This window comes from Synechococcus sp. BDU 130192 (genome assembly GCF_963876085.1).
Taxonomy (GTDB): Bacteria; Cyanobacteriota; Cyanobacteriia; order Cyanobacteriales; family MRBY01; genus MRBY01.
The window spans coordinates 63697-76541 of sequence record NZ_CAWNNO010000003.1 but is presented as its reverse complement, the minus strand read 5'-3'; the positions used below and the strand labels follow the sequence as shown (position 1 = coordinate 76541).

At 50.5% G+C, this 12845-nt stretch carries 8 protein-coding genes, 1 pseudogene and 2 riboswitches; of the genes and pseudogenes, 4 read left to right on the top strand and 5 right to left on the bottom strand.

Annotated features, from left to right (window positions below; all coding sequences use genetic code 11):
• Window positions 1–269: 269 nt before the first annotated feature.
• The 4 genes and pseudogenes from AACT35_RS01585 to metE all read right to left on the bottom strand — a co-directional run bounded on the left by AACT35_RS01585 (window position 270) and on the right by metE (window position 4881).
• Window positions 270–518 carry a hypothetical protein gene (locus AACT35_RS01585; protein ID WP_445267893.1) on the bottom strand — a complete coding sequence of 83 codons (249 nt, stop codon included), beginning with the start codon at window positions 516–518 and terminating at the stop codon, window positions 270–272.
• A 120-nt stretch (window positions 519–638) separates the two neighbouring features.
• Entirely contained in the window at window positions 639–1778 is a 1140-nt protein-coding gene (locus tag AACT35_RS01580; protein WP_099238341.1) for a fatty acid desaturase, read from the bottom strand.
• 399 nt (window positions 1779–2177) lie between these two features.
• Window positions 2178–2642, bottom strand: a complete 465-nt coding sequence (locus AACT35_RS01575) for a hypothetical protein (protein ID WP_065711915.1) — start codon at window positions 2640–2642, stop codon at window positions 2178–2180.
• Window positions 2629–4881: pseudogene (gene metE / locus AACT35_RS01570) on the bottom strand (5-methyltetrahydropteroyltriglutamate--homocysteine S-methyltransferase). Before metE ends, AACT35_RS01575 begins: the two are co-directional and overlap by 14 nt.
• 370 nt (window positions 4882–5251) lie before the next feature.
• Window positions 5252–5449: riboswitch (cobalamin riboswitch) on the bottom strand.
• A 436-nt stretch (window positions 5450–5885) separates the two neighbouring features.
• Window positions 5886–6049: riboswitch (cyclic di-AMP (ydaO/yuaA leader) on the top strand.
• Window positions 6050–6146: 97 nt separating this feature from the next.
• On the opposite strand from metE, the gene ntrB reads away from it, so the two are divergent.
• The 4 genes from ntrB to AACT35_RS01550 are packed head-to-tail and all read left to right on the top strand — an operon-like array spanning window position 6147 to window position 9873.
• Window positions 6147–6986 carry a nitrate ABC transporter permease gene (gene ntrB / locus AACT35_RS01565; protein ID WP_099238337.1) on the top strand — a complete coding sequence of 280 codons (840 nt, stop codon included), beginning with the start codon at window positions 6147–6149 and terminating at the stop codon, window positions 6984–6986.
• Window positions 6987–6999: 13 nt separating this feature from the next.
• Window positions 7000–8397: a CmpA/NrtA family ABC transporter substrate-binding protein gene (locus AACT35_RS01560; protein WP_099238335.1), complete on the top strand. Its 1398-nt coding sequence runs from the start codon at window positions 7000–7002 to the stop codon at window positions 8395–8397.
• Between the two features lie 27 nt (window positions 8398–8424).
• The gene (locus AACT35_RS01555; RefSeq protein ID WP_012305491.1) at window positions 8425–9249 is read left to right on the top strand and encodes an ABC transporter ATP-binding protein; all 825 of its coding nucleotides are present in this window, start codon (window positions 8425–8427) and stop codon (window positions 9247–9249) included.
• 30 nt (window positions 9250–9279) lie between these two features.
• Window positions 9280–9873, top strand: a complete 594-nt coding sequence (locus tag AACT35_RS01550; RefSeq protein WP_065711910.1) for an exopolysaccharide biosynthesis protein — start codon at window positions 9280–9282, stop codon at window positions 9871–9873.
• A 20-nt stretch (window positions 9874–9893) separates the two neighbouring features.
• On the opposite strand, the gene AACT35_RS01545 is transcribed toward AACT35_RS01550, so the two are convergent.
• On the bottom strand, window positions 9894–12818 hold the full coding sequence (locus AACT35_RS01545) for a cation-translocating P-type ATPase (protein WP_099238333.1): 2925 nt from the start codon (window positions 12816–12818) through the stop codon (window positions 9894–9896).
• Window positions 12819–12845: the final 27 nt, after the last annotated feature.

Genomic DNA, 12845 nt, shown 5'->3' with positions numbered 1-12845 from the left:
GCATGAGCTACAGCACCCACCGCCGCCCTGTCACCAGGGGCCACCAATTGTTAGAAAAAATACGGTTCAGAGCATCAGTAAACAGCAAAGCATAGTAGCTCACCATAGTGGCGTTCCATGGCGGCAATGAATTCTGCAGGGGGTAGGGCGGTGATCGCCTGCCATCGGCCGCCACCACCAAAGTAGCATTAAGGTTCTGTTTTCCTTGCTTTGTCTCTACCGTCACCGTTGCGGCTGTCTCACCATAGGTCACTGTCTGTACCTATGTTTCATAGTGGCAAGTAATCTGGGAAGCAGTTGCCACCTGGTCCATCGAGGCCACCCCAACGCACCATTTCATGGACAAAGTCATGTTTAGATTGCAGAAAATCTTTCCGATAGGAGGGAGATCCATAGTGGCCGAGGTGAATATGTTCTCCCCAATAAAATTCCAGAATGCCGTCCTGGGTCCAGGCATCATAGGACTGGGCAACGGATGCAGAAGACTGGTATTTATGGGCAGTCAACAGATAAACCATTAGGCTACCCAACAGTAAAAGTAGGCAAAAAACAACAAAAAATGCAAGAATAGACATTATATTCACTCAATTTTGGCTTTTTATTGAACTAAAACAGTCATTTAAAGAATTTTTAGATAATTAACCCTTTCCTTTGGGGCGTAGCTTCGATACTGTCGTGGGAATCATCGCGCTATTTTTGGGCGCTACGGCTGACTGGGTTGGTATGGGGACTAATTGATGGGTTGCCGCATCCCAGAGAATAAATTTGGCACAGTGGTGTAGGTCGCCCAGGCGGAGAGTCTTCACCTGGGAGAGCAGATGACGATTGACCTGATGACAAGCGGCTAGATGGTAATTGGGGATTTTTTCGGAGAGATGATGGATGCTGTGGTAGCTAATATCAGCGGTAAACCACCGTAGCCAAGGGGGCAGATCGAGGTAGCTGCTGCCTTCAATAGCGCCACGTAGATAATCCCAATCTGCGGTGCTGTGGGCATAGGCCCCTTCAAAATTGTGCTGGACAAAGAAGATGCAGATAAAAATGGCTCCAGCAAAGGTCATCACGGAGGCATAGAGGCTCCAAAATAGCCCTGGCCCAATGAGATCGCTCAATATAATCCAGCTACCCACCACAAAAATATTGTTTAATAGCACGTCCCAAAATTCTTCCCAGGTCTGCCAGTATTGAGATCGATAGGTGGTGGCGATCGCCCCAAAATTACTTAAACCCTGTTGATTAAGGTGGGCTAAGCTGTGGCGAAAAAATTCCCAAAAGCCCAATCCTAAAGTTAGTCTGGGCTGAATGACGAGGTAAAAAAAGCCACCGGGCAGGGCCATAATTGGCTGCCTTAGGAAAGCATAAAGCTTTTGCTTAGGGGCACTGAGTTGGGCAAACTCCTCTGTGGACAAAAAATCGGCAATGCCTCGATACCGTTGCCAATCGCCGTTGGTTTTATGGTGGTAGGCATGATCCCGTGACCAGGCATAGGGGGGGATGGCGTTAATAATTCCCAGCAAAAAACCAGCCCCTCGATTCATCTGTCTTGTCCGAAACAGAGAGTAATGACCGCAGTCATGCATCAACGAAAAGCAGCGCAACAAAAATAGCACCATTAAGCCAACAATGGGCGGTAACAGCCAAAGGGAAATCGATGCGGCTTTAATCGTTAAAATCCATAGCCCAACATAGGGCAGTACCGTATTGAGCATTTGATTGGTGGCGTGGCGATCGCTGCGCTGCATGTAGGGCGCTAAAACAAAATCTGACTTTTTGATCATGATATTACTTGATGATTTTCGAAGTCCATATCGAGGCAAACCGTACTACTGCTTGAGGCTGTCTAACGTTCCTCGGCCTGGCCAGAATCAAAAGCGAAAGGTGAATCTTTACAGTTGTGCTTTGATCGTCCTGGCAATTTGATCAGGATGGCTTTGGGAAATTTGACCAAGAGCAAGACCCCCAAGGATGACAGCGCTGCCAAGGGCGATCGCCTTACCTTGATCAGATTGTGGCGCTGGGGCCCTGATTGGGGCAAATTCGATTGACCCTGGGCCATTTTGACAAAGGGATGGACAGTGGCAGGAATGCGCCCAGGGTAGTGGAGATACTGCTGGAGCTGGCGACTTTTGATCGCTGAGGCTTAGTCTGTACTCCGATTTGGCGATAGTGTTAATTTTTCATGGTTCGCCACTTCGATACTTCCTGGTAGATTCAGGGGTCAAATTGAATTCTTCCCAGCGATCGCAAACTTGTTGGTAACAGTCGGGAGGGGCGATCGCCAAGTTCTGGAACCAATCCACCTCAATGGCGGCACCATGGTTGAGAACGAGGAGCATCTCCCGCTCAGGGGTATAGGTTTGTAACACCTTTAAGAGATGATCCAGCACGTCGCTCGGTAGACCACGGGACTTTAGGTATGGATAAACGGTCGCGGCTGGCCGGTATTGGAGATGATAGGGCACCACTGCTTGACGCCAATTCAAGCGAGTCAGATCTGTCGCGCCCACCTCACAAACAACCAGGCCGCGCCCTTGGGTCAAATATCCTTGCCAGGCTCCATGACCTAAGGACAATAGGTTTTCCCGAATAAAAGCAGCTTGCCAAGTCGTGTCGCGACACTGCCAAAGATCACTGAACAGCATTTTGAATTTCCTCCCGTAATTTTTGAGTCGCAACCACCATATTTTTGAGGGCCGGTATGACCTCTTCCCAACGGCGAGTTTTGAGGCCACAGTCTGGGTTGATCCAAGTTTGAGCAATCGCCAGGTGGTCAATGCCCGTGCGGAGCTGCTGCACCATCTGTTCAACGCTCGGAACAGCTGGATTATGGACGTCGTAAACCCCATTTCCTACTTGGTAGCGATAGCCAGCATTAGTAATTTCAAACAGGGTTTCATTATTACTGCGACTGTTTTCAATAGAGAGCACATCCGCATCTAGGCGTTCAATATGTTCAATGATGTCGCCAAATTCGGAGTAACACATATGGGTATGAACCTGGGTCTTTGGTTGAACAGCACTGGTGGCCAACCGGAAAGCATCGACTGCCCAATCTAGGTATGCTTGCCAACGTTTGATTTTTAGGGGTAACCCTTCCCGTAGGGCTGGTTCATCCACTTGAATAAGGGTCGCTCCAGCCGCTTCTAGGCTCGCTACTTCCTTCCGTAGGGCGAGGGCGATTTGCATTGCCTGGTCACGGCGGGGAATATCAGTGCGGGTAAACGACCAATTGATCATCGTCACTGGCCCAGTGAGCATACCCTTCACTGGTTTGTTCGTTAGGGATTGGGCGACCTGAAACTCTCGCACCGTCATCGGCTGGAGCCATGAAACATCACCATAGATAATCGGTGGCCGCACGCAACGGCTGCCATAGCTCTGTACTCAACCGTGGACTGTAAAGGCAAACCCTTGCAGTTGTTGGCCGAAATATTCCACCATATCGGTGCGCTCAAATTCCCCGTGCACCAGCACATCCAAGCCGATGTCTTCCTGGAGCTTGATGCAATCGACAATGTGCCCATCGATCGCTGCTTGGTAGTCTGTTTGGGAAATCTCCCCTTTTTTGTATTTCACTCGCAACTGACGTACAGCCTTCGTTTGGGGGAAGGAGCCGATGGTTGTGGTGGGCAAGGGAGGCAATTGGATCTGTTTGGCTAAACGGAGGTCATAGGGGAGCGATCGCTGAAAATCTGTTGCAGTCAATTTCTGGATTGCACTCTGCACTGCGACATTTGGCGGATTGAACTGCTTAAAGGTTTGCCACTGCTGCTCAATGGCCATTTGTTGGGTCGTCGTCTCATCACCAGCTAACGTGCGAGCGAGAAAGGTCACCTCCGTCAACTTTTGTTCCGCAAAGCTCAAAACCTGGCGTAAGGGTTCAGGCAACTGGGTTTCTGAGGTGGCATCGTGGGGGACAAACTGCAGTGAGGCGGATGGCTGTACCCGTAAGTTGGGGGCGATCGCCTGTAATTTTTTCAACAATGCCAAGGTGATATCGGGATGAATTTGCCAGATATTACGTCCATCGACGACCCCCGCCCCCAGAATTTTGTCGGTGGGGAATCCTTGGGATATCAGCAGATCTAAGTTGTGACCCCGGGTAAAATCTAAGCTGATCCCTGCCATAGGTAGCTGCGTCACCCAGCCATAGTTCACCCCCAGGTCATCAAAGTAGGTGATTAGCTGTATGGGCAAGCCGACTCCGGCTAGTTGGTGATAAGTCTTCTGCACCGCTGCCTTGAGATCGGTGGCTTGGCTTGTGACCAAAATTGGCTCATGCAGTTGGACTTCCTTTACCCCCAGGGCTTTGAGCTGGCCTAGGAGATCGACATATAGCGGCAGTAACTGATCCAACCAAGCCATCAAATCCCCGTTGTGGCGGCTCAGGGCCAAGAGGGTCACCGGACTGAGGACTACGGGTACGGCGCGATCGCCCAAAACGGCTTGCGATCGCTGCACCATCGCCAAAAATTCCCCAAAGTTTCCCAGGGGTTGCATCTTGTCTTCGATCTCAGGCACCAGGTAGTGGTAGTTAGTGTCGAACCACTTGGTCATTTCCAGCGCGGGTAAAGCATCCCGGCCCCGAGCCATGGCAAAGTAGCGATCAAGCCCGCTCAAACCCTGGAACCGCCGGGGAATCAGCCCCAAACGCACCGTCCAGTCTAGGACATGGTCGTAGAGGGTTTGATCCCCTACGGCAATGCGATCAATGCCCGCCGTTAACTGTGCTTGCCAGGTTTTGACCTCAAGATCCTGCCGTAGGGCCAATAACTCATCTGCGCTAGAAGTTCCGCCCCAAAAAGTTTCTAATGCTTTCTTAAGTTCCCGGCGTTTACCCATGCGAGCATAGCCGAGAGTCATTGTTTGAAATGTCGTCATTATGTATTGTCCTGAATGAATTTGATGCTAAAAAATTGAACGGCAAATTGTTAGGAAGCTTGACCACTAACCTGGGAAAACTAATGCTATGAATGCAGCAAAAAATTACCCCATTTAGGGATTAAACAAACTAAAAAGAAAAAGGCGATCGCCCATTAAATTGAGGCAGCAAAAAACGCCCAGGCCCTGAATCGAAACAGCGCCAATGACCACAACTTAATCGACAAAATCGTTAGGAATATTTTGGCAGTGATGCCTGAGTGGTTTTGAAGACTTGGGGGAGAAGCTTGTTCGAAACGCTTCTATGGCGGCACGTTCTTGAACGTGCCAAGACTAAAACAGTGATCATCCGTACCTCGCAGATGTTTTAGAAGGTGGTTGGCGATCGGCGGGCATTCTGACTTACACAATTTTTAGGGCTTAATTTTAGATTGACCATGACAATGACCCCTAAAATTACAGCGCTAAAACTGGCTTACAGCTGCGGGACAGCGGCAGATTTTCACTGCTCTTTCCCCGTTTCCTCTAGTGGCTGATCCCCACTAGAACCGAAAGTAGATTCTATAATATCATTGAATTCATATTCTTAGTGCTAAAGGCGAATATTCTTCAGACAAATCATAAATTTATGCTGAGGATTGTTGAAAATTAAAAGTGCCAAAAAGAGTCGCTAATTTTAAGGAAATCTCAAAGATAAATCTTGTGGTGACTGTTGCGGCAATAGGGTCAACTCACGAGTGGAAGTCAGGATTTTGGGAATTTTGAAGCAAGCCCAGGAAACGCCCGGTGGGGTCTGGCCACAGGGAAGCCCGTGCTCGATGGAATTGCATGGGCGTTGGATCTGAAGCGCTGGGCCGAAAATCTCCCAGCGATCGCCCCCCAATGGGATATCTCCTGGCAGAGGCAAAGGGAGTTCAGTCCCCTGGGCTTGATTGGATTTTTGATTTTTTGATCCCTACGGTAATTTACAAAGTCCTTGGAGAAATGCTAGCTTATAGGCCAACTGAGTAAGTCAGCTTAGTTCAAGGTTACGAAGCCTTGAAGCGGGGGAACCACCCGTCAACCCAACCGGGAAGACACCGGGGCTTATTTTCTGGGATACATAGAAAAGGGACATCTTCCAGTCCTAGCCCGTCAGCTAACCTCGTCAGCATCGGAAGAAGACTGAAGCACGGCGATCGCACCGTAAATCAGAATTCCCAGACAACGACTGTCAGTTACCAATCACTTCCCTCTATTTACTGTGAAAGGGTAGGTAATTTTGCATGGTTTTATTATCAAGTTTGGCCCGTGGGGTCAGAAAGTTTTTGGTACCACCTTTTTGGCAAGGAAGTCTCCGGAAAGAAGTTTGGCTACCCCTCTATGGTTTTGGGGGATTGTTACTGCTCTGGTGGGCGATCGCCTTAGTGCGGGGCGAAATGATGCCGACGCCCCTAGAAGCATTGGTCAATAACCTGGATTTTATTCTGCATCCCTTTTATCGGCGTGGCCCTGGCGATTTGGGTTTAGGTTGGTTGCTTTTGGCCAGTTTGCGCCGGGTGATTATTGGTTTTATTTTGGGGGCTTTGGTGGCGATCCCAGTGGGAATCTGGATTGGCCTCTCCCGTAATGCCTGGCTCGCGATTAACCCGATCATTCAAATTCTCAAACCTGTCTCGCCCTTAGTTTGGCTACCGATCGCCTTGTCTATTTTTAGTGGGGCAGAACCCTCGGCAATTTTTGTCATTTTTATCACCTCCCTCTGGTCAACGATTATCAACACCGCAGAAGGTGTGGCCCAGGTACCGAAAGATTATCTCGAAGTGGCGCGAATGTTAGAAATGCCCCGCTGGAAACAACTATGGCGGGTTATTTTGCCAGCGAGTTTACCTTACATTTTCACAGGTCTGCGGATCAGCATGGGGGTCGCTTGGCTCGTCATTGTCGCGGTGGAAATGCTCACCGGGGGCATTGGCATTGGTTTTTTTGTGTGGGACGAATGGAACCGCCTCAATGTGAGTTCGGTATTTTTGGCAGTCTTTGTCATCGGCATCACAGGCTTAATTCTAGATTCGGCCCTCGCTTATCTGCAAACGGCGATTACCCATCGTCCGGCCCAGCATTAGGAGCATCACTGCAATGAATAAAATAAGTAGACGCTCCTTTGTATTTGGGATGGGGGCAACGGCTTCGGCATTAGTTTATGGTGCTTGTACTGCCCCAACGGGTAAAAAGATTCAGAGTCATTTGCCCCATGCTTTAGCGGTTGAGCCCTTGGTACGGCCAGAAAGTTTGGAAAAGCCGAATTTAACGGTGGGCTTTGTGCCAGTGAATGATTGTGCGCCCTTGGCGATCGCCTACAGAAAAGGTTTTTTCCAGAAATACGGTTTGAATGTCCAACTCAGTCGCGAAGCCAGTTGGGCCAATGCCCGTGATGGGTTGATCTTCGGTCGGTTAGATGCGTCGCCGGTGGTTTCTGGGGCGGTGACCAATGCGCGAATTGGTGCCGAAGGAGCTAGGGCTTTTCCGTTGGTGGCAGCGATGACCCTCCACCGCCATGGCAATGCTTTAACCATGAACCGACAGCTTTGGGAGGCTGGTATAAAACCATGGCCAGATTACCAAGGTGATTTAGCTAAATTTGGCCGAGATCTCCGCAGTTTTTGGCAAAAATCTCCCCTTGATGACCGCGCTTGGGGGATTCCCTTAAGTTCTTCGATTTATGAATATTTTGCCCGTTATTTAGTCGCCACCATTGGCCTTGATCCGATGCGAGAGTTGCGATTGGTGATTACGCCGCCGCCCCAGATGGTGAGCAATATGCGGATCGGGGCGATGCAAGCCTACATGGTGGCAGAACCTTGGAATACTAGGGCGATCGCCAAAAATGAAGGCATTGGGTTTACGTTCATTCAAGGGCGAGATGTGTGGCGGGGCCATCCGGATCGGGTGCTGGCGGTGGCAGAATCTTTCATTGAACAATACCCCAAAACCTACCGTTCCCTCGTCAAAGCCTTAATCGAAGCCTGTCAGTATTGTGGCGACCCCAATCATCGGCAAGAAGTGGCAAGCATTATTGCTGAACGGGCCTTTACAGGGGCCAATGTGAACTATACTCGTCCGGCCATCGTCGGGGATTACGACTACGGCGGTTTTGATGCCCAGCAACGGCTAGAGAGCAGTTTAGATACGACGACCTTTTTTGAGCTGCACCCCGAAACTTCGACAATTCCCCATGATCATTCCACGTTTCTCTGGCAGTCCCAGGGGATTTGGTTAATGACCCAAGCAGCCCGCTGGGGCCAAATTGAAACATTACCAACCGATCTAGAGGCGATCGCCAAGCGAGCCTGGCGCACCGATCTTTACCGGGACATTGCCGCCGAAATGGGGATTACCAGTCCCAGCGAAGATTACAAGGTAGAACCAGCCACTGCCTTTATCGACCAAAAAGCCTTTGATCCAAGCGACCCAGTCGGTTACCTCAATAGTTTTGAACTGCGGGCCAACCGTCCCCAAATTTATCCCGTTAGTTAAACCCCATTACAAAATTGGAATTCCACTATGACTAGACCCCAATCTTTCCCCTCCCCTGCCGCCATGGAATCTCCCAACGATACTTTTCTAGCCATTGAGCATATTCACAAACAATATCCCAAGGCCGATGGGAGCCAGTTTGTTGTCCTCGAAGATATCAATCTCACCATTGGTGCTCAGGAATATGTTTCTGTGATTGGCCATTCTGGTTGCGGTAAATCGACCCTGCTGCGGATCGTTGCGGGTTTAGAAAAACCCAGCGCCGGCCATGTCACCTTAGAAGGGAAACTGATTCGCCGCCCCGGTGCTGACCGGATGATGGTTTTCCAGGGCTACGCGCTCTTACCCTGGTTAACGGTCCGAGACAATATCCGCCTAGCCGTGGATGAAGTTCACAAGCATCTTTCCAAAGGCGATCGCCGCCACCTTGTTAACGAACATATCCACATGGTCAATCTCACCGCCGCCGCCGACAAATATCCCCACGAACTTTCTGGCGGCATGAAACAGCGGGTAGGGGTTGCGAGAGCTTTAGCGACTCGGCCAAAAATGCTCCTCCTCGATGAACCCTTTGGTGCCCTCGATGCCCTGACCCGACCGAAACTGCAAACCCAAGTCCTCGACATTTGGGAAAACCACCGCCAGGCCGTGATGATGATTACCCATGACGTTGACGAAGCCCTGTTTATGTCTGACAAAATCGTGATGCTGACCAATGGCCCCCAGGCTACAATTGGGCAAGTTTTAACGGTGGATCTCCCTCGACCCCGACATATCCACGAACTGCGGGAAACTCAAAAATACTATGATCTGCGCAATGAAGCCCTGGATTTTCTCGAACGCTATCAGTAAATAAGCCGTTTTTTGGCTCGCCCAGTCAGCATGAAAAAACTTTCTGAAAAACTACACCACTATTTTTTTGAGGAGGAACGTCCGGAAAAGGTGAGCCTAGCCAATGTTTTTGCCCTCACCGAGGAAAGATTATTTGGTTTTCCCCTGGCGCTCATTGCTTTTTTGAGTATTTTTGCAATTCCTGGCACCTCTTTTATTTTTGGCATGGCGATGCTGTCGATCACCCTGCAACTATGTCTGGGGCAGTCTAAACCTTGGGTGCCCCGCAAAGTTCTCCAAACGTCCTTTTCCCTACCGCAAATTCAGCGGTTTATGGGTTATCTGATTCCCTGGTTAAAAAGGGTCGAGAAAATCACAAAACCCCGTCTGACGCCCATTTGTCACAGTCTGCCGGGACGAATTATTTTGGGAATTGTTTTGTCGGCCATGGCCCTATTGGTGGTTTTACCGATTCCGGGGGCGAATACGGTGCCGGCGATCGCCATTTTTTTTGCGGCCCTCGGCCTCCAGGAAGATGATGGGGTTTTAAGCTTGCTCGGTATGGCGATCGCCTTAATTTTTATTGGGGTCATTATTGGCCTAATGTGGACAGGGAGTAATATTTTTCAAGTTATTTTTCGATAAAATTGCCCCCGATATCAGCGTCAACGTGGGGCGAAAAAACGTTTCCACAGTTCATCAAAACCCAAAATCAAGGGCGGACAAGTAATCAACACCAGCCACTGCCACGGATCGAGGGGGGCGGTAAAAAAAATCTCCTGGAAAAAAGCACTCTTCATAATCAAAATCACCAAAATCCATTCAGTGGCAATGCCGACCCAGATCAGCGGATTTGAGAAAAAGCCCAACCGAAAAATAGAGGTGGTTTCAGAGCGGCAGGTGAAAACATTGCCATTTTGACAGGCGACAATCGCCGCTAGGGTCATGGTGGTGGCTTGGGCATAGATCCCGACAGTGGCTGCATCGGTGCTGTGGCGCAATAAATCTGGGGTAATCGCCTGGAGTTCCGCTAAACCATAGCCATGACCCCACCAGACAATAAAAAAGCCCAGCATTCCCAAGACTGCTTCGATGGGGCCGAGAAAACAATAGGCACGGATCAGGAGCGATCGCCCCAACAGATTTTCCGTTTGTTTGCGGGGCGGTTGGGTCATCATATCCGGCTCTGCCGCCTCAATCCCTAGGGTTAAAGCAGGAATCATATCTGTGCCTAGATCGATCGCTAGGATCTGCATAATCACCAGGGCTGGGGGAATTTTGAGGGCCACCATCAATAGAAAAGGAGCCACTTCCGGAACATTAGAAGCCAAGATATAGGTGATAAATTTACGGATATTTTGGTAAATGGCGCGGCCCTGTTCTACAGCGCTAATGATCGTCGCAAAGTTGTCATCGGTGAGGACGATATCCGCCGCTTCCCTGGCGACATCGGTACCATTTAACCCCATGGCAATGCCAATGTGGGCCGCCCGTAAAGCCGGAGCATCATTCACCCCATCCCCCGTCACTGCCACCACTTCCCCAATGTCTTTATAGGCTTGCACCAGGCGTAATTTTTGTTCGGGAGACATCCGCGCAAACACGAGGCCCGAACGATATTTCAGGATTTGCCGCAGTTGAGCATCAGACAGATGGCCCATGCCTTCTCCGGTGACGACCCGGACTTGCTGATTGACAATGCCAATTTGTTGGGCGATCGCCTGGGCCGTGAGGCCATAGTCCCCCGTCACCATTGTCACCTTAATGCCAGCGGTATGACATTGGGCGATCGCCTGCTTCACCTCCGGCCGGGGCGGATCAAACATCGCAATTAAACCAATAAAAATCAAATCCCGCTCAAGATCCTGGGCGCGCAGATTAACCAAATCCCGTTGCCCTCGTCGCGCCGCCACCCCCAACACCCGAAACCCCTGGGCTGCAAGACGATCATTGGCTTGTACCACTTCTTCCCACTGTTCATGGCCCAAAGTTTGGATCGCCCCATTGCGCAACACCGCCTGACAATGGCGCAATACCTCCAGCGGTGCCCCTTTTGTAAAGGCCATACAGGGCAGTTCGCTCTGCCAAATATCTGACTCCTGCCAATCTAAGACCACAGTCATCAGTCGCCGGCGAGAATCAAAGGGAATCTCCCGTAACCGGGGATATTGTTGTTGTAAGTGTTCAATATTTAAGCCGGCCTTAACCGCAACGACGATCAAAGCAGCTTCGGTGGGATCGCCAATTTCCTGCCAGCGGCTCGGTGTGTCGAGGTGGATGAGTTGGGCATTAGAACAAAGGGCAGCCCCCGTCAATAGCAGGTCAATTTTCCAGCGGGCGGTGAAGTCTCCGGCTAAATTCACGGTGCCCGATCCAGGGTCATAACCGGCACCAGTGACTTCGATTAAAAAGGGTTGAATTTCTCCGGGTTGGCCGTGATTAGGGGTTTGTAGAGGCGGTTGAACAGGCAATTCTGCTTCGGTTAACCAGGGCAACCAGAGGTAATGGACGGTCATTTCATTTTTCGTGAGGGTACCCGTTTTATCCGTGCAGATCACCGTGGTGGCGCTGAGGGTTTCCACCGCAGAAAGACGGCGCACCAGGGCATTTTTGCGCACCATCCGCCGGACACCCATGGCAAGGGCGAGGGTAACAGTCGGCAGCAATCCTTCTGGCACGAGGGCAACGATAATGCCAATGGCAAAGACGAAACTTTCCCGCAGTTCCATCCCCACTAAAAATTCCGTCAACAGAAAAACAATCACGCCCATCGTCAAGGCGATCGCCGTAATAACGCGGACAATCTTACCCACCTGAATTTCGAGGCTACTGGGTTCCCGTTTCACATTGGTTGTTAGATGGGCCACATGACCAAATTCCGTTTGGGCACCGGTGCCATAGACCACTGCCACCCCCCGCCCCGACGAAACTGTCGCCCCCGCCAAGAGTAAATTGGCAATTTCTGCAGGATTTGTTTTTTCTCGGGTTGGTTGTTCTCCCCGGCGGAGGGGCTGGCCATCACGCACAGACGCCGTTTCTCGCACCCGTACCGGATAGGCATTCCGCGCCACAGGCAATGATTCCCCCGTCATCACCGAAAGATCAAGATATAAACTTTCTGAAGCGACCAACCGCGCATCCGCAGAAAGGCGATCGCCTTCTTCCAGTTGCATCACATCTCCCGGTACCAGTTCCACCGCCGGAATCGATTGGAGCGCACCATCTCGGTACACTTTCACCTGTGCGGGCAACACCTTTTTCAAAGCTGCTAGGGATTTTTCTGCCTGGAATTCCTGCCAAAAGCTAAAAATGCCATTCACCCAGATCACGGCCCAAATCGCCCAACCCAGTTCCGGCGTCCCCGAAACAAACGCCAAAATTCCCGCCACCCAGAGTAACAGGGCCATAAAGTGAGTGACTTGATCTAAAAAACGCAACCATAGGGGCCGTTGGGGCGGTTCCGGTAGCGCATTTGGCCCAAACTTTTCTAAACGTTGTTGTGCTACTTGGGCCGATAAGCCGTCAGGTTGAGATTCCAGGACAGCATAAACATCTTCCGGAACAAATGTCCAAATATGATTTGGTTCCATCACTGTGACCCATCACAACACATAATT

Excerpts from the sequence above, each read along its gene's own strand:
- AACT35_RS01585 (WP_445267893.1), bottom strand. The coding sequence starts at position 518 with ATGGTTTATCTGTTGACTGCCCATAAATACCAGTCTTCTGCATCCGTT.
- AACT35_RS01545 (WP_099238333.1), bottom strand. The coding sequence starts at position 12,818 with ATGGAACCAAATCATATTTGGACATTTGTTCCGGAAGATGTTTATGCT.
- AACT35_RS01575 (WP_065711915.1), bottom strand. The coding sequence starts at position 2,642 with ATGCTGTTCAGTGATCTTTGGCAGTGTCGCGACACGACTTGGCAAGCT.
- AACT35_RS01550 (WP_065711910.1), top strand. The coding sequence starts at position 9,280 with ATGAAAAAACTTTCTGAAAAACTACACCACTATTTTTTTGAGGAGGAA.
- ntrB (WP_099238337.1), top strand. The coding sequence starts at position 6,147 with ATGGTTTTATTATCAAGTTTGGCCCGTGGGGTCAGAAAGTTTTTGGTA.
- AACT35_RS01560 (WP_099238335.1), top strand. The coding sequence starts at position 7,000 with ATGAATAAAATAAGTAGACGCTCCTTTGTATTTGGGATGGGGGCAACG.
- AACT35_RS01555 (WP_012305491.1), top strand. The coding sequence starts at position 8,425 with ATGACTAGACCCCAATCTTTCCCCTCCCCTGCCGCCATGGAATCTCCC.
- AACT35_RS01580 (WP_099238341.1), bottom strand. The coding sequence starts at position 1,778 with ATGATCAAAAAGTCAGATTTTGTTTTAGCGCCCTACATGCAGCGCAGC.